General features: G+C 70.2%; 21 protein-coding genes and 2 tRNA genes. 15 read left to right on the top strand and 8 right to left on the bottom strand.

Going from position 1 to position 23,128, the window contains the following annotated elements:
• The first annotated feature begins 131 nt into the window (after positions 1-131).
• From ACWEFJ_RS29685 to ACWEFJ_RS29700, 4 genes are all read left to right on the top strand, one after another.
• Positions 132-1,859, top strand: a complete 1,728-nt coding sequence (locus ACWEFJ_RS29685; RefSeq protein ID WP_378084146.1) for a bifunctional metallophosphatase/5'-nucleotidase — start codon at positions 132-134, stop codon at positions 1,857-1,859.
• A gap of 561 nt (positions 1,860-2,420) precedes the next feature.
• A complete protein-coding gene (gene ypfJ, locus ACWEFJ_RS29690; RefSeq protein WP_449715711.1) occupies positions 2,421-3,323 on the top strand; it encodes a KPN_02809 family neutral zinc metallopeptidase in 903 nt (300 codons plus the stop codon).
• Between the two features lie 188 nt (positions 3,324-3,511).
• Positions 3,512-6,754, top strand: coding sequence for a carboxypeptidase regulatory-like domain-containing protein (locus tag ACWEFJ_RS29695; protein ID WP_449715712.1), 3,243 nt, complete (start codon positions 3,512-3,514; stop codon positions 6,752-6,754).
• Between the two features lie 115 nt (positions 6,755-6,869).
• A complete protein-coding gene (locus ACWEFJ_RS29700) occupies positions 6,870-7,619 on the top strand; it encodes a sulfite exporter TauE/SafE family protein (RefSeq protein ID WP_378084142.1) in 750 nt (249 codons plus the stop codon).
• Here ACWEFJ_RS29700 and hisC read toward each other — a convergent pair.
• Positions 7,609-8,676 carry a histidinol-phosphate transaminase gene (gene hisC / locus ACWEFJ_RS29705; RefSeq protein ID WP_449715713.1) on the bottom strand — a complete coding sequence of 356 codons (1,068 nt, stop codon included), beginning with the start codon at positions 8,674-8,676 and terminating at the stop codon, positions 7,609-7,611. The genes ACWEFJ_RS29700 and hisC overlap by 11 nt on opposite strands.
• 121 nt (positions 8,677-8,797) lie before the next feature.
• Here hisC and ACWEFJ_RS29710 point away from each other — a divergent pair, with 121 nt between their 5' ends.
• The 7 genes from ACWEFJ_RS29710 (at position 8,798) to ACWEFJ_RS29740 (ending at position 14,692) form a co-directional block, all read left to right on the top strand.
• Positions 8,798-9,475: a dienelactone hydrolase family protein gene (locus ACWEFJ_RS29710; RefSeq protein ID WP_378084138.1), complete on the top strand. Its 678-nt coding sequence runs from the start codon at positions 8,798-8,800 to the stop codon at positions 9,473-9,475.
• 132 nt (positions 9,476-9,607) lie between these two features.
• Positions 9,608-10,234: a hypothetical protein gene (locus ACWEFJ_RS29715; protein WP_378084136.1), complete on the top strand. Its 627-nt coding sequence runs from the start codon at positions 9,608-9,610 to the stop codon at positions 10,232-10,234.
• Entirely contained in the window at positions 10,234-11,541 is a 1,308-nt protein-coding gene (locus ACWEFJ_RS29720; protein WP_449715714.1) for a PPE domain-containing protein, read from the top strand. The genes ACWEFJ_RS29715 and ACWEFJ_RS29720 overlap by 1 nt, the downstream gene beginning before the upstream one ends.
• Positions 11,538-12,302 carry an ESX secretion-associated protein EspG gene (locus tag ACWEFJ_RS29725; RefSeq protein ID WP_378084134.1) on the top strand — a complete coding sequence of 255 codons (765 nt, stop codon included), beginning with the start codon at positions 11,538-11,540 and terminating at the stop codon, positions 12,300-12,302. Before ACWEFJ_RS29720 ends, ACWEFJ_RS29725 begins: the two co-directional genes overlap by 4 nt.
• 59 nt (positions 12,303-12,361) lie before the next feature.
• Positions 12,362-14,359: an acetoacetate--CoA ligase gene (locus ACWEFJ_RS29730; protein WP_449715715.1), complete on the top strand. Its 1,998-nt coding sequence runs from the start codon at positions 12,362-12,364 to the stop codon at positions 14,357-14,359.
• Between the two features lie 128 nt (positions 14,360-14,487).
• Positions 14,488-14,577, top strand: a tRNA-Ser gene (locus tag ACWEFJ_RS29735).
• A gap of 39 nt (positions 14,578-14,616) precedes the next feature.
• Positions 14,617-14,692, top strand: a tRNA-Arg gene (locus ACWEFJ_RS29740).
• Here the strand turns inward: ACWEFJ_RS29740 and ACWEFJ_RS29745 are convergent.
• The 4 genes from ACWEFJ_RS29745 to ACWEFJ_RS29760 form a co-directional block, all read right to left on the bottom strand.
• Positions 14,648-15,037 (bottom strand): tyrosine-type recombinase/integrase, encoded by a 390-nt coding sequence (locus ACWEFJ_RS29745; RefSeq protein WP_449715732.1) that lies wholly within the window; start codon positions 15,035-15,037, stop codon positions 14,648-14,650. The two genes, ACWEFJ_RS29740 and ACWEFJ_RS29745, sit on opposite strands and share 45 nt — an antisense overlap.
• An 87-nt stretch (positions 15,038-15,124) precedes the next feature.
• A complete protein-coding gene (locus ACWEFJ_RS29750) occupies positions 15,125-15,733 on the bottom strand; it encodes a hypothetical protein (RefSeq protein WP_449715716.1) in 609 nt (202 codons plus the stop codon).
• A 244-nt stretch (positions 15,734-15,977) separates the two neighbouring features.
• A complete protein-coding gene (locus tag ACWEFJ_RS29755; protein WP_449715717.1) occupies positions 15,978-17,204 on the bottom strand; it encodes a helix-turn-helix transcriptional regulator in 1,227 nt (408 codons plus the stop codon).
• 42 nt (positions 17,205-17,246) lie between these two features.
• Positions 17,247-17,669, bottom strand: coding sequence for an NUDIX hydrolase (locus tag ACWEFJ_RS29760; RefSeq protein ID WP_449715718.1), 423 nt, complete (start codon positions 17,667-17,669; stop codon positions 17,247-17,249).
• 161 nt (positions 17,670-17,830) lie between these two features.
• Between ACWEFJ_RS29760 and ACWEFJ_RS29765 the strand changes: the two genes are divergently transcribed.
• From ACWEFJ_RS29765 to ACWEFJ_RS29780, 4 genes are all read left to right on the top strand, one after another.
• Entirely contained in the window at positions 17,831-18,583 is a 753-nt protein-coding gene (locus ACWEFJ_RS29765) for a TauD/TfdA family dioxygenase (protein ID WP_449715719.1), read from the top strand.
• Positions 18,580-18,924, top strand: a complete 345-nt coding sequence (locus tag ACWEFJ_RS29770) for a hypothetical protein (protein ID WP_449715720.1) — start codon at positions 18,580-18,582, stop codon at positions 18,922-18,924. The genes ACWEFJ_RS29765 and ACWEFJ_RS29770 overlap by 4 nt, the downstream gene beginning before the upstream one ends.
• 460 nt (positions 18,925-19,384) lie before the next feature.
• Positions 19,385-20,059, top strand: a complete 675-nt coding sequence (gene cmk / locus ACWEFJ_RS29775) for a (d)CMP kinase (RefSeq protein ID WP_449715721.1) — start codon at positions 19,385-19,387, stop codon at positions 20,057-20,059.
• A 111-nt stretch (positions 20,060-20,170) separates the two neighbouring features.
• Entirely contained in the window at positions 20,171-20,668 is a 498-nt protein-coding gene (locus ACWEFJ_RS29780; RefSeq protein WP_449715722.1) for an HIT family protein, read from the top strand.
• Here the strand turns inward: ACWEFJ_RS29780 and ACWEFJ_RS29785 are convergent.
• The 3 genes from ACWEFJ_RS29785 to thiL are packed head-to-tail and all read right to left on the bottom strand — an operon-like array spanning position 20,653 to position 23,125.
• Entirely contained in the window at positions 20,653-21,288 is a 636-nt protein-coding gene (locus tag ACWEFJ_RS29785; protein WP_449715723.1) for a class I SAM-dependent methyltransferase, read from the bottom strand. The genes ACWEFJ_RS29780 and ACWEFJ_RS29785 overlap by 16 nt on opposite strands.
• Complete coding sequence (locus ACWEFJ_RS29790; RefSeq protein ID WP_449715724.1) at positions 21,285-22,052, bottom strand: hypothetical protein; 768 nt, start codon at positions 22,050-22,052, stop codon at positions 21,285-21,287. Before ACWEFJ_RS29790 ends, ACWEFJ_RS29785 begins: the two co-directional genes overlap by 4 nt.
• Complete coding sequence (gene thiL, locus ACWEFJ_RS29795; RefSeq protein WP_449715725.1) at positions 22,049-23,125, bottom strand: thiamine-phosphate kinase; 1,077 nt, start codon at positions 23,123-23,125, stop codon at positions 22,049-22,051. The genes ACWEFJ_RS29790 and thiL overlap by 4 nt, the downstream gene beginning before the upstream one ends.
• Between the last annotated feature and the right edge of the window lie 3 nt (positions 23,126-23,128).

The following is a 23,128-nucleotide window of genomic DNA, read 5'->3' on the forward strand; positions in this document are numbered from 1 at the left end:
CCCCAGGCTATGCCGCACATCTCCGTTAACGGACGATCCACGGGGATGTCTGGTGCCGGACAGCTCCGGGAGGCAAACTCCTCCGCCGTACCGCGCCCTCCTACCGGGGCGCCGCAGGGAGGAACCACCCCATGACCTCGTTCAGACGCACCGCGCGGCGCGCCTCGGCGCTCGCGGTGACCGCCGCGGCGGCGTTGGCGGTCACGATCGTGCAGAGCCCCGCGCAGGCCGACCCCAAGCCGGCCCGCACCGTCGACGTCCGCCTGATCGGCATCAACGACCTGCACGGCAACATCGAGCCGCCCACCGGCTCGTCCGGCCGCGTCACGCTGGCGGACGGCACGCAGGTCGAAGCGGGTGGCGCCGCCTACAACGCCACGCACATCAAGAACCTCCAGGCGCAGGTGCGCAACTCGGTGATCGTCGGCCAGGGCGACCTGATCGGCGCGTCCCCGATCGTGTCGGCGCTGTTCCACGACGAGCCGACCATCGAGGTGCTCAACCGGGTCGGCATGGACGCGACCGCGGCCGGCAACCACGAGTTCGACGAGGGCTACCGCGAGCTGCTGCGCGTGCAGCACGGCGGCTGCCACCCGGCCGACGGCTGCCAGTTCCGCGACTCCTACCGGGGCGCGAACTTCCCGATCCTCGGCGCGAACGTCACGCTGGCCAAGACCCGGCTCCCGGCGTTGCCGCCGTTCTGGGTGGAGTTCCGCGACGGCATCCCGATCGGCTTCATCGGCATGCCGCTCAAGGACGTGCCGATCCTGGTCGACCCGAACGGCATCAAGGAGCTGGAGTTCGGCGACGAGATCGCGGCCGCCAACCGGTACGCCGACCTGCTCAACGGCCTCGGCGTGAAGTCGATCGTGCTGCTGGTCCACCAGGGCGACAACACCTCCGGCGGCGGGCCGGACGACTGCCGCACGGTCGACGGCGGCCCCGGCCGCAAGATCGCCGAGAAGGTCAGCCCGAAGATCGACGCCGTCTTCTCCGGCCACAGCCACCAGCACTACAACTGCACGGTCACCGACCCGGCGGGCAACCCGCGCCCGTTCATCGAGGGCCTGGCGTTCGGCCGCGAGCTGTCCGTGGTCGACCTCAAGATCGACCGGCGCACCCGCGACGTGATCCGCTCGGCCACGGTCGCGCGCAACCACGTGGTGACCCGGAACGTCACCCCGGACCCGGACATCCAGTCGATCATCGACCTGGCCAAGTCGAAGTCCGGCCCGATCGCCAACCGCCAGGTCGGCACCATCGCGCAGGACGTCCTGCGGGCGCAGAACCCGGCCGGCGAGTCCGCGCTGGGCAACCTGATCGCCGACTCGCAGCTGGCCGCCACCACGGGCAACGGCGCGGTGCTCGCGCTGATGAACCCGGGCGGCGTGCGCGCCGACCTCACCTACGCCTCCTCGCCCGCCGGCGAGGGCGACGGCGTGGTGACCTACGGCGAGGCGTTCACCGTGCAGCCGTTCGGCAACATCCTCCAGACGGTGACGCTGACCGGCGCGCAGATCAAGGCGGCGCTGGAGCAGCAGTGGCAGGTCGTGAACGGCCAGCAGCGCCAGATCGTCCTCCAGCCGTCGAAGGGCCTGACCTACTCCTGGTCGGCGTCCGCGCCGCTGGGCTCGAAGGTGTCGAATATCGTCCTGAACGGGACGCCGCTGGACCCGGCCGCGAACTACCGGGTCACGATCAACAGCTTCCTGCAGGGCGGCGGTGACGGGTTCAGCGCGTTCACCGGCGGCACGGAGATCACCGGCGGCGGCATCGACCTGGACGCGTTCACCGCCTACCTGACGGCCCACCCGAACACGGTCCCGCCGGCGCTGGACCGCATCACCACCACGCCGTGAGGACACGCACGGTGAGCGGGCTCCCCACGGGCCCGCTCACCGTGCGCGACGGCCGCCGCACCGGGCCGGGCGAATCTCGTTTCACCAGTTCAGGGCCGTCCCCAGCGGTTGTGCATCGGGCCGGACAGGCGCATGCTCGAAGCAGGACCTGCCACCGGCGGAACCCGAGCCGACCCGCCGGCGGCACGCCCGGAAGGGGTAGGTGGTGCGGTGCAGGTAAGTCCTCGCGGTGACGACCAGCGTGCGAGCCGCAACCCCGCGGGCGGAGCGGTTGTCAGACCGGCCCGATCGCGACCGTGAGCGGCTTCGACGGGGTTTCGAGCGCACGGCGCCACGCGCGCCATCGCCGCGCTTGACGATGTTGACCCGGGAAGTCTGAGGGCGCCGTCTCCACCGTCGGCGCCGACCGGAGTCCACGCCGACCCCGCCAACGCAGGTTTCGTCACTTCCACATGGGAAAACCCGGGTGCGGTGCCCCGACGTCGGGCTCCGCACCCGGGCTCGTGCCGTGCGCGGGCCCGGTGCTCCAGCGGTTCGGTGTGCTTCCGTCGGGAGGGCGCGGTGCAGTTCAACGAGAACGCGGAGCTGGACACGTCGCAGGTCAGCGACCAGCGCGGCATCGGCGGCCGGGTCGCCCTGGGCGGCGGCGGGCTCGGCATCGTCGGTCTGATCCTCTACTTCGTGCTCTCCCAGCTCGGCGGCGGCGGGCAGCTGCCGTCCGGCTCCGGGTTCGGCGACGTGGGCCAGGGGCAGCAGGTCGGCTCCGAGTCCCTCAAGGAGAAGTGCCGCACCGGCGCGGACGCCAACCGCGAGACCGACTGCCGCGCGGTCGCGTTCATCAACTCGATCCAGGCGTACTGGACCGACCAGCTCGCCCGCTCGGGCCGCACCTACCAGCCCGCGCAGACCAACTTCTTCTCCGGCGGCGTGTCCACCCGGTGCGGCGACGCGTCGTCCGCGGTGGGGCCGTTCTACTGCCCCGCGGACGCGCAGGTCTACATCGACCTGGGGTTCTTCCAGGAGTTGCAACAGAAGTTCGGCGCGACCGGCGGCCCGTTCGTCGAGGCGTACGTGCTGGCGCACGAGTACGGCCACCACATCCAGAACCTGCTCGGCACGTCCGACCGGGTGGGCCAGGGCTCCGGGCCGAAGTCCGACTCGGTGCGGCTGGAGCTGCAGGCCGACTGCTACGCGGGGGCGTGGGCCAACCACGCGCAGAGCGTGCCCACGGCGTCCGGCCAACCGCTGATCACCGGCGTGACGCAGGACGACGTGAACGCGGCGCTCGACGCGGCGGCCCGCATCGGCGACGACTTCATCCAGGGCGAGCTGGGCGGCGGCCACATCGACACGACGCAGTTCACCCACGGCACGTCGGCGCAGCGCCAGAAGTGGTACACGACCGGGTACGAGACCGGCGACCCGGCGCGCTGCGACACCTTCGGCACGGACGACCTGGGCTGATCCCGTGCAGATCCGGTGAATCCGCTGGTCGGTGATCGTCCGACGCGGTAGCTTCCGGGCGAATCACCAGGCCCTGCCCGGCGGCGGCTCGGGGGACGTCGGCATCCCGCGGTGGGCGAGGACCTAAGTTTTGGGGGGACATCACCTTGTCCAGCAGCGCTGTCGCGCGCCCGAACGGCGCGAGACGAATGACACGTGCGGTGACGGCGGGCGCGGTGGCGCTCGCCGTCGCGCTGAGCGGTCCGATCGCGTGGGCGCAGGAGTCCACGACGACCACCACGACCGAACCGGCCGCGCCGGCCGAGACCACCACACCAGCCGAGACCACCACGCCGACCGACACCCCGGTCGAGACCCCGACCGGGTCACCGGCCGAGACCCCGGCCGAGACCCCGGCCGAGACCCCGGCGGGCACCCCGGCCGAGCCGACCACCGAAACGCCGACCACCGAAACGCCGACCACCGAAACGCCGACCACCGAAACGCCGGCCGAGCCCGCCGAGCCCGCCGAGCGGCCGGCCGACACCGGGGCGACCGAGCCGGAGGTCGGGGCGCTGGCGCTCCCGCCCGCCGTGCGGCCGGACCTCCAGGCGTCCATCGCCTTCGACCGGGCGGAGTACCAGCCCGGCTCCGACATCGGCTTCACCGTCACCGTCCGCAACGTCGGCAACGGCCCCGCCGAGGACGTCCGTTGGTGGACCCAGGGCACGCTGACGCTCAAGTCGGGCGAGACGGACCTGCGTCGCGTGCCCGGCCCGACCCTCGCGCCCGGCGAGAGCAAGACCTACCGGCTCGTCGGCCGGCAGAACGACGCGCGCGCCACCGCGGTGACCTACCTCGTGGAGGCCCGCACGGGTTTCCAGCAGAACCCGTCGACCGACCCGACGCCCCGCGACAACCGGGCCGAGGCCACCGCCACCGTGCCGCAGGGCCGCGGGTCCGCGTCCGGCCTGCTCTACCGCGACGCCGACGGCAACGGCCGGTTCGACGAGGGCGAGGGCCTGGCGGGCCTGCCGGTGTACGCCGTCGGCGGCGCGCCGGAGACGTGGCTGAACGCCCGCACGGACGCCACCGGCCGGTTCACCTTCGGCGGCGACATCCCCACCGGCTCCTACCGGGCCTACCTCCAGAGCTACCCGGACCCGGGCGGCGTCATCGCCGCGGGCCGCGCGTGGTTCACCATCCGGTCGGGCGTCGCCGCGAACCTGGAGTTCCCGCTCGCCCCGCCGGTGTCCACGGTGCTGCGACCCCGCCTGGAGTTCGACCGCGACACCTACCTGCCCACCGACCCGGTCGGCATCAGGATCACCCTGGAGAACCGCGGCGCCGAGCCGCTGACCGGCGTCGTCGCGGTGTGCGACGAGTCCAGGTCCGACGGCGGCCTCGACGGCCGCTCGCCCGCGTGGGCCGAGCTGAGCCCCGAGGGGCCCGGCGTCACGATCCCCGCCGGGGGGACCAGGGTCGTCACCGTCACCGAAACCGTGCCGGAGGAGTCGGTGCTCGCCGGGCGGATCTCGGTCGCGTGCAACTTCGGCAACAGCGGCCGCGCCACCTCGGGCTACATCGGCTGGTCGGACAGCGCCGAGGTCGGCGCGTTCGGCGCGGTCGAGGGCACGCTGGAGTTCGACGGGGGCGACGGCGAGCGGCCGCTGGACGGCGCCCGGCTGGTCGCGCTGAGCCGCCGCACCGGCCTCGGGATCGCCGAGGCGGTGTCGCACGACGGCGGCTCGTTCACCTTCGGCCGGCTGCCCGCCGGCCCGACGAAGGTGCTCGTCCTGGGCGACTACCGGGACCGGGCCACCGGCAACGGCTGGTTCACCGTCGACGTCGTCGCCGACGGCACCTCGAACGTCACGTTCGCGGTGGAGCCCGGCCCGACCGTCACCGAGCCGGTGTGGCACGAGGAGCTGGAGGTCACCGCCTCCTTCGACAAGGCGCACTACGCCGTGGACGAGCCGGTGACCGCGAAGGTCAAGGTCACCAACGCGGGCACGGGCCACCGGACCGAGGTGCGCTTCGAGCCGGACTACGGGACCACGCTGGGCTACGACATGAGCCAGTGGGGCGCGCTCGACACGTCCTATCGCCCCGGGGTCGGCTACCGGTCCGGCCTCTACCTCTGGCCGGGCGAGTCGTACGAGGTCACGATCGTCGGCCACCCCTCGACGTGGCGGCTCCAGGAGACGGTGACCCTCAAGGGGAAGATCGTCGGCAACGGGTTCGACTCCACGTCCGTGCCCATCGACCTCAGCGCCGCGGTGACCCACCCGACCGGTGACGCCACGGTCCTGGTCTTCGCCGACACCGACGGCGACGGCGTGCGCGACGCGGGCGAGCAGCCGTTGCCCGACGCGGAGGTCGGCTTCAGCGGCGGCCTCTCGGGTCTCGGGTGGCCGACCGGCCGCACCGACGCCGACGGCCGGCTGCGGGTCGAGGGCATGGGCATCGGCAACTACGAGGTCTACGCCCGGCACGGGGACGGCTGGATCGAGGCCGAGGGCTCCTACCGGATCCTCACCGTCACCGCCGGCGGCGACACGACCTACGAGACGGGCCTGGTCCGACCGATCTCGGACGAGCTGAAGGTGTCCATGTCGTTCGACCGGGACTCGTACCTCCCGACCGACCGGCCGACCGTGCACGTCGAGATCGTCAACGGCACGGGCCGCGACCTCGCGGTCCACGCGCTGTGCACCGGCGTGGGCGACGGCCACGAGATGGGCAACGGCCCGGAGTGGGGCCCGCTCGCGTATGACACGGCCCTGCCGCTCGCGGCCGGTGAGACGTGGACCGCCGACGTGTCGGCGATCATCCCGGAGGCGGCGGCCGACTTCGGCTTCGTCACCCTGTACTGCGTCGTCGGCCCGCGCTCCGCCGACGGCGGCTTCGACCGGGGCTCGCCGTTCGCCCGCGACCGCGCCGAGGTGCCGGGCGCGGTGTGGACGACGACCGGCCAGGTGCTCACCGGCGACTGGCCCTTCCAGCCGGTGCCGAACGTCAAGGTCGTGCTGTTCGACCGCGACACCGGCGAGTTCGCCACCACGACGACGACCGACGCGTCGGGCACGTTCACGTTCCCGGACCTGGCGGTCGGGAGCTACGACCCGGTCGTGGTCGGACCGTGGAAGCTGCGCACCACCATGCAGTACCCGTTCCTGAGGGTCGTCCGCGGCAACACGTACCCGCAGCACATCTACGTGGAGCCGGGCCCCGAGGTGGCGGACCCGACGCCCGTCGCGCCGGGTGGCGAGGGCCCCGCCGGTCCGGTCGGCCCCGGTGGCGACCGGCCGCCGGCCGCGAGCGGCGGCGGTGTCGCCGAGGAGGTCTTGGCCAGGACCGGTGCCGGCGTGCTCGGGATCGGCCTGGTCGGCGTGCTGCTGCTCGCGTTCGGCGTCGGCGCGCGTCGGATCGGACGTCGTCCGGCGCGGTGATCGGCGTTCCAAACCCCCGACGGGCGGGACGCGGTGTCGCGGTTGCCACACCGCGTCCCGCCCGACGCGGTGTTAGCGTCGCTCACCGAACCGCGAGAACCAGGGGAGAGTGGCCGTGACGGCGCTGGAGGCGATCGTCGTCGTCCTGGCCGGTGTGTTCGCCGGTGGGATCAACACAGTGGTCGGGTCCGGCACCCTGGTGACGTTCCCGGTGCTGCTCGCCGTCGGCTACCCGCCGGTGGTGGCGAACGTGTCCAACAGCCTCGGCCTGGTGCCCGGCTCGCTCAGCGGCGCGTTCGGCTACCGGCGCGAGCTGGCCGGCCAGGCGGGCCGGGTGAAGCGGCTGCTGCCCGCCTCGATCCTCGGCGGCGTGGTCGGCGCGGTCCTGCTGGTGGTGCTGCCGGAGAAGGCGTTCTCCGCGATCGTGCCGGTGCTGATCGCCATCGCGCTGGTGCTGGTCGTCGCCCAGCCCTGGCTCAACCGCAAGCTCGCCGAGCGGGAGCGGCACGAGCACGGCGGCGTCGCGCTGTGGATCGGCGTGTTCCTCGCGGGCATCTACGGCGGCTACTTCGGCGCGGCCCAGGGCGTGCTGGTGATGGGCCTGATGGGTGTGCTGATGAACGAGCACATCCAGCGGATGAACGCGCTGAAGAACGTGCTGACCGCGTTCGTGAACCTGGTCGCGGGCGTGCTGTTCATCTTCATCGCCGACCTCGCGTGGCTCGCCGTGCTGCTGCTGGCGGTCGGCTCGGTCATCGGCGGCCAGCTCGGCGCGAAGATCGGCCGCCGACTCCCACCCGCCGCGCTGCGCGCGGTGATCGTGCTGGTGGGAGTCGTGGCCATCGTCCAGCTCGTCACCCGCTGAACGCGCGGGCCGCGGCCAGGAAGGCGTCGTTCTCCTCCGGCTCGCCGATCGTGACCCGCGCGCCGTCGCCGACGAACGCCCGCACGACCACCTTGCGCTCCAGGCAGTGCTCGTTGAACGCGGCGGTCCGCTCGCCCAGCGGCAGCCACACGAAGTTCGCCTGCGACACGGGCACCTCGAACCCGGCGGCCAGCAGCGCGTCGCGCACCCGCGACCGCTCGGCCACGATCGCGCGGCAGCGCGCCATCAGCTCGTCCTCGGCGTCCAACGACGCCAGCGCCGCGGCCTGCGCCACGGCGTTCACGCTGAACGGCACGTAGACCTTGCGCAGCGTCGCGGCCACCGCGGGCGAGGCGACCGCGTAACCGACGCGCAGCCCGGCCAGCCCGTACGCCTTGGAGAACGTGCGCAGCACGGCCACGTTGTCGCGGCCCGCCGCCCACTGCTCCTTCGCCAGCTCGACGCCGTCGGGCACCTCGGGGTCGTCGACGAACTCCCGGTACGCCTCGTCGAGCACCACCAGCACGTCCGACGGCACGCGCTCCAGGAACCGCTCGATCTCGTCGCGGCGCGACGCCGTCCCGGTCGGGTTGTTCGGGTTGCACACGAACACGAGCCGCGTGGCCGGCGTGATCGCGTCCGCCATCGCGTCGAGGTCCAGCGCGTGACCCGCCGTCAGCGGCACCTTGACCTGCCGCGCGCCGACCACCGCGGTGACGAGCGGGTACGCCTCGAACGAGCGCCACGCGAACAGCACCTCGTCGGTGTCGGCGCAGGTCGCCTGCACCAGCTGCTGGCACAACGTGACCGAGCCGCAGCCGACGGCCAGGTGCCCGGCGTCCACGCCCAGCTTGTCGCCCAGCCGCGCCACGAGGTCGGTGGCGGCGGTGTCGGGGTAGCGGTTCACGGCGGTGGCCGCGTCCGCGATCGCCCGCACCACGCTGGGCAGCGGTCCGGCCGAGACCTCGTTGCTGGCCAGCTTGATCGCGCCGGGGACGGTTCGGCCGGGCACGTACTCGGGCAGGGCGACGAGGTCGGCGCGGGTTCGCACGGTCATCCAAAAGCTCCCTTCGGGGTTCTGCGCCGGACGTTAGCCCCTGGAAGACCCGGATGGGGCATACCTGCCGTACGGATGCTCACGTTGACTGCCGTTCACCCCCACGTGGAAGGGTTGTGCCATGACTCCTACCCGCACCGAGACGCTCTCCCTCACCGACGGCCGCGAGTTGCGGCTGACCGTCGCCGAGCCGGAGAACGCCGTCCGCGGCGGTCTGGTCGTGCTGCACGAGGCGCGCGGCGTGACCGACACCGTCCGCGGTCTGGTGAGCGGACTGGCCGCCGAGGGGTGGTTGGCCGTCGCGCCGCACCTCTACGACGAGGTGTCCGACGACGACGCGCCCGCCATGGTGAGCGGGTTGTCCGGCGACGCCGTGCTGGCCGACACCGACGTCGCGTTCGTGTGGCTCGGGCAGCAGGGCGTGAGCCGGGACCGGATGGGCGTCATGGGCTTCGACCTGGGCGGATCGGTCGCGATGGTGGTTGCGGGAAGCCGAACGATCGGCGCCGCGGTGACCGTCGGCGGCGGCGGGATCCTGGACCCGCTGGCCGAGGGGCTGCCGTCGCTGGTGGAGGTGGCGGAAGAGCTGACGTGCCCGTGGCTCGGCCTCTATGGTGACGACGACACCGAGATCCCGGTCGGCGACGTGGAGAAGTTGCGCGACGCCGCGGCGGCCGCCCCGGTGGCGACCGACGTCGTCCGGTTCGCGCGCACCGGCCACCGGTTCGACGCCACGCCGGAGGTCGGCGCGGAGGCGTGGCAGCGGGCGTTGAACTGGTTCGACTCGCACCTGCGCTAAGCCTCTGGTCGGCGGCTTGGAACCGAACGGGCTTCCCGGTACATCTAAGGGAGGCGTCCGGAACGCCTGATTCCGGTCGTCGCGGGCTAACGCGCGGTGCGCCCGCGGCGAATCGCTGTGCAGGGGGTAGTGATGAGCGACGGGAACACGATCCCACTCGCGGGTGCGCCGACGGTGCAGATCCCGCCCGGCTTCACGCCGTCCGCACCGGCGCCGCCGGTGGTCGCGGCGGACGCGCCGGCGGCCGGGACGCCCGTGGACGCGCCGGCGCCCGCGCCGGTCGCCGACCCGGCCCCCACCGTCACCCTGCCCGCCCCGGGCGCGACCGCCGAGGTCGTGGCCAAGCCGGAGGCGGAGAGCTTCGCGAAGGCCGCGCAGACCGACCTGGACAAGGCGACCACCGCGCTGGACGCGGTGGACAAGGGCTCCGTCCAGCTCGACCTCGACCGCCAGGGCGTCGACGACCTGGTCAAGCTCATCGCCAAGGCCCGCAACGTGGTCGACTCCGTGCACTCGCGCGCGGTCAACAACCTCGACGTCGAGCTGAAGTTCGGCAACAACTGGGTCAGCGACGCGATCAGCCGCCGGCTGCGCGAGGTGGCGGTGGGCAACGAGGAGTCGGCGGTCAAGGTGATCGGCGACTTCATGCAGGTGCTGTTCGAGGTGGAGGAGACCATCCGCGACGCGGCGCGGAACCTGGAACGGGCCGACGACGACGCCGCGGACGCCTTCGGGTCCGCGGGGGAGGCGAAGGGCTGATGGGCAACGACAGGCACGGCGGGCAGGGCTACGGCGGGCAGGGCCACGGCAACCACGGTGGCCAGGGCCAGGGTCACGGCGGGGGCCGGGACAAGCCCTCCGACCTCGGCCAGAAGGTCGACTGGATGACCTACAGCCACCAGCAGCTGTGGGACATGATCAACACGGGGGTCGACCTCAAGGCCGCCGGCGCCGCCCAGGCCGACTGGGCCGCCGTGAGCCTCGCGCTCGGCGAGGTGCAGGAGCTGCTGGCCAAGGCGATCAGCCAGTCCAGCCAGGCGTGGACCGGCGAGTCGGCCGAACGCGCCCGCGAGGCGCTGGAGTCGGTCGAGAAGTGGGCGCTCAACACCAGCGAGCACGCAGACAACGTGGCCAAGTGCATCGCCACCGAGATCGACCACGTGCAGACGGCCCGCGAGATGATGCCGCCGCCCGCGCCCGCGCCGCCGGTGGTCACGCCGGTCGCCGACGTGCCCGCGACCCCGGTCGCCGGCCCGACCCCGATCGCCGCGCCCCGCGCGTCGCTGATCGCGGAGCGGTCGGTGGACGGCGCCGCCGGCCTGCGCGCGTTGACCCCGACGACCGAGGACGGCCTGGTCGCGGGCTCGCGCCCGATCACCCGCGCGCCGAACGCGTTCACCGGCATCGACACCATCGCCGCGCCCGCGATCGACTCCGTCGTCACCGCCGACGCGACGCACCGCCAGGCCGCCGAGGTCATGGCGATGTTCCAGCTGAACTCGTACGAGGTCGACCGGACCGTGCCGTCGTTCAGCCCGCCGACCAACCCCGTCGCGCCGCCCCCGCCGCCGCCCGTGGTGGTCACGCCGACCCCGCCCGCCGACGGCGGTGGCGGCGGTGGTGGCGGCCCGGTCGTGACGAACCCCCAGACCCCGCCCGCGGGGGCCCCGAACCAGCGGCCCGGCGGCACGTCCTCCGCCCCGTTCGGCCGCGGTGGCTTCGCCGGCGGACGGGGCGGCTTCGGCGGCCGCGCGGTCATGCCCACGCCCGTCGGCGCGTCCGGCGGTGGCGGCGGCGGCCCGGTGGCCGGTCCGGGTGGCGCCACGGGCGCCCTCGGCGCCGACCGCGGCGGGTCGAACGCCAACCCGGGCAGCGTGACCAGCCAGTTCCAGGCGCCCAAGTCCGTGACGCCGCAGTCCGGCATGATCGGCGCCGCGCCGATGGTCGCCCCGCCGCCCGTGGCCGGCGGTGGTGAGAAGGACCGCAACCGCCCCGGTTACCTTGAGGACGACGAGAACGTCTTCGGCGTCGACCGCAAGGCCGCACCACCGGTGATCGGCCTGTGACCGAGCGCGTCTTCCGGCTCAGCGAAGTGGAGTTCTTCCTGCTCTGGCAGGCGGTCCACCGCGACGCCCACCCGGTCCCGCTGGGCGTGCGGCACTTCGGGCACACCCAGCGGGAACGGGCCGCGCTGGTCGAGTCCGCGTCCCGCGACCTCGCGGCCCGCGGTCTCGGCACCGTGCAGCGGCCCGACGAGGAGCTGTACGGGCTGCTGCGCGGCCTGGCCGAGTTCGAGGTCGGCCTGGAGGTGTTCTTCACCGTGCGCGGCGCGCAGGCGCGCGGCCTCGCCACCGCGGCGTGGCACGGCGCGTTCGCGGGCCGGCTCGGCAACCAGGTGCAGGTCGCCGGGTTCCGGCCGACCGCGCTGGCCGCCACCACGGTCAACACCCTGCCGCCCGCGCCGCCCGGCAGCGGCCGGTCGGTGAACGTGCGCTGGGACGACTACCTGGCCGCGGGCAAGGCGGGCGAGAGCGACGGCTCGGAGGGCTTCCTCGACGCGCTGCGCGCCGTGGGCCTGCGCGAGCCGGAGGCCAACACCCTGATGCGCGCCGTGACCACGCGCAACGGCGGCGGCCAGGTCGGCGTGATCGCCCGCAACCGGGCCGGCTACCTGCACCCCACCGGCGCGGCCGTGTCGTGGCTGGACACCGCCGAGGGCCGGTACCTGGTGCGCAAGGACGGCGGGTGGCTCGTCGTCGCGCCCGCGGACGCGCCGCGGCTGATCTCCGCGGTCGAGGGACTGGTGGCGGGCGCCGGCCGCAACTGACCCGGTGTGTGGGCCGTCGCTGTGGTTCCGGGCCGTCCGATCGGCTAGGAACTTCAGGTATGACCGAGATGCGTGCCGGCACCGCCGCCGGCGAGGCGGAAGTCCTGTGGCGTCCCGACCCCGACCGGGTCCGGGACAGCCGGATGACCGCGTTCCGCTCCTGGCTCGCCTCCGCCAAGGGCCTGGACCTCCCCGACTACCCGTCGCTGTGGGAGTGGTCGACCTCCGACCTGGAGGGGTTCTGGGGCGCGGTCGCGGAGTTCTTCGAGGTGCGGTTCCACCACCCGCCCGGCCGCGTGCTGGAGGCCCCGGTGATGCCCGGCGCGTCGTGGTTCCCCGGCGCGACGCTGAACTACGCCGAGCACGCCCTGAGAGGCCCGGACGACGACCTGGCGGTCATCTTCCACCGGGAGGACGGGCTGTCGTCCCGGCTCACGTACGGGGAGCTGCGCCGCCGCGTGGCCGCCGTGCGGGCCGGGTTCGCGGCGCTGGGCGTGCGGCGGGGCGACCGGGTCGTGGCGCTCGTGCCCAACTCGCCCGAGGCGCTGATCGCGTTCCTGGCGGCGGCGTCCCTCGGCGCGACGTGGTCGTCGTGCTCGCCGGACTTCGGCGCGCGGGCCGTCGCCGACCGGTTCACCCAGATCGAGCCGACCGTGCTGGTGGCCGTCGACGGCTACCGGTACAACGGGCGGGCGTTCGACGTGCGGCCCGCGGTGGAGCGGCTGAGGGAGGCGATCCCGTCCCTGCGCGCCACCGTGGTGATCGACTACGTCGGCGGCGGCCCGCTGCCCGGAGCCGTGTCGTGGGACTCGCTGCTGGCCGACCACGCGGACGCCGGGTTGGCGTTCGAGCCCGTGCCGTTCGACCACCCGCTCTGGGTGTTGTACTCGTCGGGCACGACGGGGCTGCCCAAGGGCATCGTCCAGGGGCACGGCGGGATCGTGCTGGAACACCTGAAGATGCTGGCGCTGCACAGCGACCTCGGTCCGGGCGACCGGTTCTTCTGGTTCACCACCACCGGCTGGATGATGTGGAACTTCCTCGTCTCCGGCCTGCTGGTCGGGTCGACGATCGTGCTGTTCGACGGCAGCCCCGCGCACCCGGACCTCGGCGTGCTGTGGCGCCTGGCCGAGCAGCACCGCGTGACCTACTTCGGCACGTCCGCGCCCTACATCCAGTCGTGCCTGAAGGAGGGCCTGCACCCCGCCGAGGGCCACGACCTGACCGGGTTGCGCGTCGTCGGCTCCACCGGCGCGCCGCTGACCCCGGAGGGCTTCCGCTGGATCGCGTCGGCCGTCGGCCCGGACGTCCAGATCGCGTCGGTCTCCGGCGGCACCGACCTGTGCACCGCGTTCGTGGCCGCGTCACCCGACCTCCCGGTGTGGCTGGGCGAGCTGTCGTGCCGTGCCCTGGGCGCGGCCGTGGAGTCCTACGACGAGTCCGGCGCGCCCGTCGTCGAGGAGGTCGGCGAACTGGTCATCACCAAGCCGATGCCCTCGATGCCGGTGTTCTTCTGGGGCGACGACGACGGCTCCAAGCTGCACGACGCGTACTTCTCGACCTTCGACGGCGTCTGGCGGCACGGCGACTGGATCCGGATCACGAGGCGCGGCTCGGCCGTCATCTACGGCCGCAGCGACTCCACCCTGAACCGCGGCGGCGTGCGCATGGGCACCAGCGAGTTCTACCGCGTGGTCGAGGGCCTGCCGGGCATCGAGGACTCGCTCGTCATCGACACGTCCGGCGCGGGCCGGACCGACGGCGAACTGCTGTGCTTCCTCGTCCTCGGCCCCGACGTCACCCTGGACGAGGTCGAGCCCAGGCTGAGGGCCGAACTGCGCACCAACCTCTCACCGCGCCACGTGCCCAACAGGTTCGTCGCCGTGGCCGAGATCCCCCGGACCCTCAACGGCAAGAAGTGCGAGGTCCCGGTGAAGAAGATCCTGGCCGGCACCCCGCCCGAGCGCGCCGTCAGCCTGGACGCCCTGCGCAACCCGGCGTCGCTCACCCCATTCCTCGACCTGGCACGAGACCTACCTCACGCCACCACCCCCTGACCAGGCCCGCAACGCCCCTCTCACGCCGCCCGTACCCGCCCTGACCAGCGGGAACGCGGTTAAGAGGGGGGCGTTTTGCCTGACTGCCGGGGGCATGTGTAATCTATGCGTCGTAGCCGAGGGCTCCGGGAGGCTTCGCCTAGTCTGGTCTATGGCGCCGCACTGCTAATGCGGTTTGGGTTTACCGCCCATCCCGGGTTCAAATCCCGGAGCCTCCGCAACACCCGGCCTCGGCCGGGTGACAACTGAAGAACGATGCGCTCGTAGCTCAACGGATAGAGCATCTGACTACGGATCAGAAGGTTGCAGGTTCGAATCCTGCCGAGCGCGCCACCTCAAACCCGCTCCCACCAGCGGGTTTGTTCTTTTCTCGCTGCTTAGCTCGTGACCGTTTCGCGGTGAGACGGCCGTTGTGCGCCCATCGGTTCCGGCGCGCCGAGTGACCAGACCGGCGATGGCCTCTGCGGCATTCCGGGCGACTTCGGGAAGCACCGTCGAATAGGTGTCACTCGTCACAGTGATCGAGCTGTGGCCCGGCATCTCCCGAACCGTCTTCATCTCGACCCCGGCCGCCAGGGCGAGCGTCGCCGCTCCGTGACGGAGGTCGTGCAGCCGGATCGGCGGGAGACCGGCCTGAGCGGCCAGCACGGCGAACCAGTCGGTGACGAAGCTGCTCACCGTTCCTCTGCGTGAACACCCGCCCGGACTCCACCCACGCCAGACCTGCCGTCAGTCGCTCCGAGGCGCGCTGCGCTCTCATCACCTTCACCGTGGCGGCGTCGAGGGCAACGGTCCGCTCTCCGGCCTCCGTCTTCGGGTCGCTCTCCTCGTCCTCGTAATCCACCTCGGTGAGCTGCTTTGCCCGACCATCCGCCGGTACGGCGGCAGGCTCGCCAACTGCTCGCGCAGCTTGCGCTTCTCGCTGCGGACGCTCGTCCGCTTGATCTGCACCTCCAGTTCCTTGCGGTCGAGGTTGTTCGCCCGGATGACCTCGTTCTGGTCCTCGATCGCCTGGAACATCCTGGCGACGTGGGCGACTTGCAGGCGGTCGATCCGGACGTCGCCGATGTTGGGCTTGATGCAGAGGCGGACGTGGCTTTCGTAGCCGACGGTCGTAGCGCGGCGGTGCTGCTCCGACGCCATCCACTGATCGAGCCATTCACCGACCGTGATCCGGTTGACGACGTTCTGCCCGGTACGCAGGCGGCGCTTGGTCTCGTCGTAGTCCGGGATCGGCTCCTTGTTGGCCGCGACCTGGACGAGCAGCGCGGCGATGGCGTCGCGGCCCTCGTCGTCGTCATTCTCCGGGATCGCCAGGAGCGCGCGCACCGTGTCGAGGTCGGCCTGTGCCTTCTCCACGGTGGCGTAGCCCATGCGACGGAAAACGCGGCGCTCTCCTGTGTCCGGGGAGATGACCCGCCGGGCGGGGCTGCGGCAGGCCCTCGAACCGCTGGCACGCATGATCCCGACCGACGACGGTCCCGCCGAAGTCGGTCGGCTGGTCATGATGGGTGAGACAGAGCGCAACGTGCGCGACATGCTCGCCGAGACGGGCGCTGATCCCGAGGCTAACAGTGGACACTCCCGAGGGTTGGACCTTCGCTGGGCCGTTTGGCAATTAGTCGCTCGGAACGAGTAGAGCGTTCAGGCGCTGAAGGGCGGCTTGCCCACTCGCGCTCAGCTCCGCAAGACGGCCTTCCTCGGCTGCGCGGATGGTCCGCTGGATTTGGTGTGGCAGGCGGTGTTCCGCGGCCGCTAGGAGCGCGGTATTGAGAGCGTCTTTCGCACCGTCGCGGTCTTTCGCCGCAAGCAGAACCTGCCCGGCAGTCACCCGCTCGATGATGTGCCACTGCGGCGCGACAGGTGGGCCGCTGACGTCGGTCTGCAACGCGCGCACGGCCTCGGCGGCGCGGCCGGTCGAGATCAGGCCGCGTAGCTCGATCTCCCGGAACGTGAACCGGTTGAACAGCATCCCCCGGCCCGCTTCCGCGTCGAGCAGGTCGCGGTAGCCGGTGATCGCCTGGTCGAAGAGGTCCGCGTTGCCCTGTTCCCCCGCAGCACGCGCCAGCAGGGCGAACGCCGCGCCCTGGCCTTCCCGATCACCGGACACGGCCACAGCTCGGCTCAGTCGCGCGATCGCCGCGCCGACGTGGTCCGCCTTGCGCAGCTCGTTGCCGTGCATCCGGAGCGCGTGCGCGAGGAACACGGGATCGCCCAGCCGCTCGGCGACGACGAGGGCCTTGCCGGTCCAACGCGCGGCAGCGGCCAGGCGTTCCTCGGGCAGGACGGTTCCCAGCGAGACGCCCAGTGCGGCCCTGCCCTGCCCGAGCAGGATCATCGTGTCGCGCTCGGCGCGGCCCTCGGCGGCGCGTGCCTCCAACCTGGCGACGAGCGGCCACAGCTCGTTGACCGCGTCGACCGCGCGCCCGGACTGGCGGGCGATCTCGGCGAGTCGGATGGTCGAGTCACCGAACTGGATCATCGCGGCGAAGTCGGCATCGTCGTTGTCGGTCACGCCGAGCACGTGCATCGGCAGGCCGAGCACGCGGGCGATGTGGCGTCGGGTGGTGACGTCGCTGATGGTGCGCCGACCGGTCTCGATCATCGACACGTAGGTCTTGTCGTAGCCGAGCAGCGCGGCGAGTCGTTCCTGGTTGAGGCCGTTCACCCGGCGGTAGACGCGCAGGATGGTCGCCAGGTCACGAGTCCTCAGTGCCGCTGCCGCCTCGGGAGCCGACCACAGCCACACTGCCGGTGTCAGCGGGCGAACAGGCATGTTCGGCGGCGCGTGACGTGCGCTCGCGTGGCACGTCGGACAGATGGGCTCGACCGCGAGCCTGCTCAACTCGGCTCCGCACGACTCGCAGCGTCCGCCCGTCATGAGCGGCTACCGGATCAGTTCCCGGTCGGTCTCGCGCAGCCGCGCGAACCAACTCCCGATCGAACGCTTGTACCCGTCCGGCATGTTCAGCCCGCGCACCTCGGACTCGGTGAACAGCCCGATCTCCTTGTGCTCGTGGGAGAGCACGGGTTCAGCGTTACCGTCCGGGTAGCAGCCGTAGGTCACGATGAACACGTTCTTCTCCGCCACGTTGATGTAGTACATCCACGTGTCGAGGATCGGCCCGGTGGTCACCTGCCACTGCGTCTCCTCGGCGATCTCGCGCGCCACGCACTCCTCGGGCGTCTCGCCGGGTTCGATCCGGCCGCCGGGTAGTTCCCACTCTTCGCGCTCGTTCTTCAGCAGCAACACCCTGTCGTCACGCACCACCACGCCCTTGATCGAGACGGGGTAGACGGGCTGGCTCATCGGCGTTGACCTCCGGAAGGCGTGCGCGATCTGCTCGCCGCAACGTAGCACCCGATCACCGGACGCCCGGCGACGCTGTGTTGACAGGTTGTCACTGGACGTGCCGGAGCGGATCGCGCTCCCATGATCTCGCGGAACAAGCGTTTCGGGAGGTAGAGGCGATGGACAACCCCTTTGATGGCGGTTGGGTCACGGCCGGTGACGGGTCGGCAGTGGTGGGCGCTCTGAGCCGTCACGGCCTGGTGTTGGTGGAAGGGCTCGCCGGCTCGGCGGACCTGCTCCGTCTCGCTCGCTCCGTCGCCACGGTCGTGCCACACCGGGACAGCGCGTCGGACGGCGTCACGACGCTGGTGGACCTCGGTTCCGAGCAGAACGGCGCGTTCGCCGGGTTCAGCTCGTGCGCGCTTTCGCCGCACACGGACCGCTCCGGTGTCGCCAACCCGCCCGCCTTGCTGGTCCTGGGTTGTTCGCAGCCCGCGACGAGCGGCGGTCAGTGCGTGCTGATCGACGGACAGGCGGTGTACGACACGCTCGCCGACACCGCACCTGACGCGCTGGCGGCGCTGTGCACACCCCGGTCAGTGCTGTTCGGCGGTGCGTCCGGTCATCTCGGCGCGATCTTCACCGAGTACGACGGCGGACGGGTCACCATCAGGCTGCGCCAGGACGACCTCGTGCACTTCTCGCCCGAGGTGAGCCGGTGGCTGCCGACGCTGCGAGCGGCGATCGCCCGGCACATGCACGAACTGGACCTGAGCGCCGGACAGGGCTACATCCTCGACAACCACCGCTGGCTGCACGGTCGGCGAGCGTTCACCGGACACCGCGTGGTGCACCGCGTCAACGCCAAACCGCTGCCTCACCTCGGCATCCGGACCGGCATCCCCATCAGCGCGCGGAGCAATGCGGTATGAGCGACGAGGCGGCGGTGCGCGCGTTCCCCGCCTTGGCGGGCCTGGTCGCCATCCGTGACGCGGGATGGCAGTTCGTGCACCAACGGGTCGTTGACGGCATCCCCACCGAGGTGGACGGGTTCCGGTTGTGGCCGGACGGGTGGCACGACGCCATCCGCGTGCGCAGCAGCACCGACGCGATGGCGCTGCGCGCCGATGGCGACGAGCCGCCCGGCATCGTGTGGGAGCGCACAGGCTCGCTGTCCGACGTGGTCGAGGGCCTGCTGAGCCTGCCCGCGCCGACCCAGCGGCACGCGCCCCGCCTGGTGGTCGCGTCGGCACCCGTGCTGTGGGTGCCATGACTCGACCGGACCTCAGCGACCGCCCCGCGGCCTGCCCGGCGTGACCAGATGGGGTGTCTGTGGCTGACACCTGATCGTCGTTACGGTCGTGTTGGTGGTGGCTGGTCATCGTCTACGGCGAGATCGGAAGCCGCCGACGAGCCCGTGCCAACCACAGCCGTTACGTGACAAGACCACGCTGTCGCGGATCCGCGCAACATTCGACGGAGGTCTTGGCGTAAGGCTGGCTCTGCTGTCATGCGCCGGCAGCTCCTTGAGCTCACAAGCTTGTTACGGACTGTCACAGTGTCTCGTTGGGCTGGCTTTTGGGTAACCCCAACGGGGAGCGTGCACTCTCTGTGCAGCGGAAACACCTTGAATCGTTTGCGATCTCCGCAGTATTGCGGAAAGTGTCCGTGGTAATGTTCGCGCCCTGGTGACGCTCAGGCTCCGGCCGTTGTATGGTTTTACAGGGGAAACTATGGCAGATGTTGCCTTGGGTCACGTGGTCGTTGCGGTGGACGGGCCCGCCGCCGCTGGCAAGACTACCACCTGTCTCGCGCTGGCGGATATATTCGGGTTAGAATATCTTGAGAGTGGCAGAACTTATCGCATACTAGCCTTCGAGGCGTTACAGCGAAAGATTCCCGTCGATGACCAATCCGCTGTAGTGGCCCTATGTGAAGAACTCATTGAGCTGAACCGGGCTACAGGCCTCCTTGCAGTTGATCGGCACACTGCAGCGGACCTCCGCTCGGAAGCCGTGAACGTTGCAGTCTCCGCTGTTGCCAAATTCCCTGGGCTTCGTAGGCGAGTGACCGAGTTGATCCGCGCCTGGGCCGACGCGCAGGGTCGGTGTGTGGTCGAGGGACGTGACATCGGTACGGCGATTTTCCCCGAAGCGCCTGTCAAGTTCTACTTGACGGCGACACCTGAGACTAGGGCGGCCAGGCGCGTCGCCCAAGAGCGTGCTGGCTCTTACGCGGACGTACTGAAGGACGTCGTGCGTCGCGATGATGCCGATATGTCGAGAGCGGCATCACCGCTCGTGCCGGCCAATGATGCGCTTGTGATTGACACGACCGACCTCGCGGTGAGTGAGGTGGTCGACCGCATGACTTCGTTGTGCCGACGTCGCGGAGTTGCGATTCCATGATCACCTGGACTGAGGGCATATGACCAGGTGTTGCGTGCAATTTCGTGGGATGAGCCCGACCGAAGTCTGCAGAAAGGGTTCAGTTTGACACTGGATCACGCTAGGTTGACCGTGCTGGTGGAACTGAACGCGATCGAGTCGGTGACGACATACGAGGCGAGGGGCCTGATGGGGCAATCAGCAATGGTGAAGGACGCCGAGGCTTCAGCGACCGCAAGGAATGGTTGCCTGTTCTGTCAAATTTATGACGGTTCGATTAACCGGTTGTTGGGTGAGAGTGATCTGTTCTACGTCAGATGGGACAACTACCCGGCGGCGAAGGGGCACGTCGAGGTGGTGCCCAAGCGGCACGTGGAGTCCTACTTCGACCTCACGGACGATGAAGTCTCTGAGGCCTACCGCATGCTGAAGTTGGCACAGCGGATGCTCGACAGCAAGTACCACCCCAGTGGCTACACCATCGGGATCAACGAGGGGCGTGCGGCCGGGCGCACAGTAGACCACCTCCACATCCACCTCATCCCCAGGTATCCGGGCGACGTGGCCGATCCCCGAGGCGGTGTCCGCCACGTACTGCCCGGCACCGATCCGGATCAATGGGGGTCCTGACTTCTCGTAGCCTCTGCTATGAACCAGGTGCCGCGACCACTCGGGTGAACATCAGCCTTGGCGAACCCGACCTCGTGAAGTTCTCGCACAACGGCCTCCGGCCTCCGGAGCGAGAACCACCGAGGGAACGACAGTCGGCCTCCTGTCATCCAGGTTTCCTCGTCACCCTCCTTGAGGCTGATCGCGGTCAGTCCACCTGGAACCAGTACCCGGTGGACCTCGCGAAACGCCTCGATGTGGTAGCGGCGGGGAACGTGCAACACGCTTGCGCACGCCCATACCCCTGCGAACGTGCCGTCGCGGAACGGCAAGGACATCAAGTCGAATTGCACTGAGCCTTTCGGCGCGCACCGCGACCGCGTCATGGCCAACAGGCGCTCGCTCAAGTCGCCTGAGATCACAGTCGCGCCACGACGGACGAAGTACTCGGTGTCGCGGCCCGCGCCGCACCCCAAGTCCAGTATGCGGCCCGTCGGCAGTGCGTCGAGGAAGCGGTCTAATTCCCGGTCAAGCCCTGGGAACTGGGCCAAATTGCCGGTGGTCGTAGCGTACTCGTCAGCATTCCGGTTGTACGTGACGCGAGTGCTGGCAACAATACTCTGGATTTGGGGCTGCGTCATGTGCACTCGAAATCCTCGCGTCCGATGGCCATGCCGAGGTTGCTCATCTCCTCAAGTAGTTCCCGCCGGTGCAACACTTCGTAGCCGTGACTTGCGTCTACGCTGATGCAGCCGATAAACTTGTTGCGGCCATTCCTTATCGGTGTAGCGAATACGGCGCTGCGGTGCTTGACAACTTCGAACGTCTTCCAGGTTAAGTTCATCACCGATTCTTTGCCATGCTGCGCTACAAAACGGTCGAACGTCGCTTCGTCGATCAGTTGGGCGGCCAACGGCGACACGTCGAAGTCGACCTCGCGGTTGCGCAGCCAACACAGGCCAACCACACCGACCCCCTTGCGCGGGGAGAAGTTGCGAGTGGTCGGGTAGGAGGCCATCCGATAGGTGGCGACCCGCTTCAGCACGCCCTGTACGGGATGCCGAAGGGTTCTGCGCTTTCGCCAGATGTGCAGTGCCAGGTCGCCGGTCGCCAACGGTGGGCTAACCTGCCCCCCAATGTCAAGCAGCCTGCCGAACGTCGACAGGACGCGCTTGCGCATCGTCACGTTACGGTCTGCCAACGACCGCATCTGCCAACTTTCGAACGGCGTGAGCGCCCCGAATGTGCCTGCTACGCCCAAGAGCACCACCACCAAGTACGATCGGTCGTACAGGACTGCGTCCCAGAACTGCTTGGACGGTACGTTGTATGTCTTTCCGGCGAGCAACAACGTCGTGATTAGCAGCAACGACTTGTCGATAGCCTTCGCTGTTACGCGCCTCACGCCCTGCGGCTACCCGGTTCGTCCGGCACATGACGCCATGCCTTGCCGGGTAGCGGTGTCGTTGTGCCGTCTGCACGGGCGAGCGCAATTTCCCGCTCCTGCTCCACGATGCCGATCCGGTAGAAATTGAGCCGCTCGGCGAGTGCGTCGACCTCATTCTGCGGGACGGTGAAGACGAGTTCGAAGTCGACGGAGTCACCCATTACAATGCCCATTGGGTCCAGGCCGAGGTGCTTGGCCACGGCCGTCACGGCATCAGGAACCGGTAGGTCCTGTTCGCGCACGGTGATGCCGACGCCGCTGGCCGACGCAATCGACTCCAGAGTGGCCTTAAGTCCGTCCGAAGTGTCTTGGCAGCTCGTCACCACACCGCTGGCTCGCAGCGCCTCTCCCTCATCGACTCGTGCCTGTGGGCGTTTCCAGTTCGTCAACATCGTGGAGAGGTGCTGCTCGTCTATGGCGTCGTCCAATCTGCCGGCTCGGAGGTAAGCCATCGCTGCTCCAGCGAGGCCAGTGGGCGCGGTCAGGCATACGACGTCTCCGGGCTTCGCCCCAGCCCGCAGCAGGGACCCGCCGCCCGGGCACACGCCCAGGGCGGTGGCTGAGAGGATGAGTCGCTCTGCGCCGCCGATGTCGCCGCCGACGTTGAGGCACCTGAAGAGGGAGCAGGCGTCGCGAATGCCCTCCATGACGCGCTCGAAGACGTTGTCCGTCATGTCTGGCGGATAACGCACTACGGATAGCACGCCGATCGGTGTGGCACCCATAGCGGCGATGTCACTGACGTTCGCGGCCACCAAATAGTAGCCGAGGTCGTATTCGTCCAAGTGTCCCATCTCGTACAGGCGAAACTTAGGCCCGCGGACATAGTCTGAACCGACCACAAGGTCGTGGTCGCCACTGAATCTGAACACAGCGCAGTCGTCCTGGGCGTCAGAACCGACGACCAGATCGACTCTACTCCGATCCGGCCAAGTGACCGGGGCGAACTCATTGACCTGATCGCTGAAGATCCTGACAATGGTATTGACCAACCTTGTCGGTTCGTCCGAGAATGCCGGCGCGTTAGACATGTC

Source organism: Actinosynnema sp. NPDC004786, assembly GCF_053601135.1.

Excerpts from the sequence above, each read along its gene's own strand:
- ACWEFJ_RS29685 (WP_378084146.1), top strand. The coding sequence starts at position 132 with ATGACCTCGTTCAGACGCACCGCGCGGCGCGCCTCGGCGCTCGCGGTG.
- ACWEFJ_RS29695 (WP_449715712.1), top strand. The coding sequence starts at position 3,512 with ATGACACGTGCGGTGACGGCGGGCGCGGTGGCGCTCGCCGTCGCGCTG.
- hisC (WP_449715713.1), bottom strand. The coding sequence starts at position 8,676 with ATGACCGTGCGAACCCGCGCCGACCTCGTCGCCCTGCCCGAGTACGTG.
- ACWEFJ_RS29710 (WP_378084138.1), top strand. The coding sequence starts at position 8,798 with ATGACTCCTACCCGCACCGAGACGCTCTCCCTCACCGACGGCCGCGAG.
- ACWEFJ_RS29715 (WP_378084136.1), top strand. The coding sequence starts at position 9,608 with ATGAGCGACGGGAACACGATCCCACTCGCGGGTGCGCCGACGGTGCAG.
- ACWEFJ_RS29720 (WP_449715714.1), top strand. The coding sequence starts at position 10,234 with ATGGGCAACGACAGGCACGGCGGGCAGGGCTACGGCGGGCAGGGCCAC.
- ACWEFJ_RS29730 (WP_449715715.1), top strand. The coding sequence starts at position 12,362 with ATGACCGAGATGCGTGCCGGCACCGCCGCCGGCGAGGCGGAAGTCCTG.
- ACWEFJ_RS29750 (WP_449715716.1), bottom strand. The coding sequence starts at position 15,733 with ATGGGCTACGCCACCGTGGAGAAGGCACAGGCCGACCTCGACACGGTG.
- ACWEFJ_RS29760 (WP_449715718.1), bottom strand. The coding sequence starts at position 17,669 with ATGAGCCAGCCCGTCTACCCCGTCTCGATCAAGGGCGTGGTGGTGCGT.
- ACWEFJ_RS29765 (WP_449715719.1), top strand. The coding sequence starts at position 17,831 with ATGGACAACCCCTTTGATGGCGGTTGGGTCACGGCCGGTGACGGGTCG.
- ACWEFJ_RS29770 (WP_449715720.1), top strand. The coding sequence starts at position 18,580 with ATGAGCGACGAGGCGGCGGTGCGCGCGTTCCCCGCCTTGGCGGGCCTG.
- cmk (WP_449715721.1), top strand. The coding sequence starts at position 19,385 with ATGGCAGATGTTGCCTTGGGTCACGTGGTCGTTGCGGTGGACGGGCCC.
- ACWEFJ_RS29785 (WP_449715723.1), bottom strand. The coding sequence starts at position 21,288 with ATGACGCAGCCCCAAATCCAGAGTATTGTTGCCAGCACTCGCGTCACG.
- thiL (WP_449715725.1), bottom strand. The coding sequence starts at position 23,125 with ATGTCTAACGCGCCGGCATTCTCGGACGAACCGACAAGGTTGGTCAAT.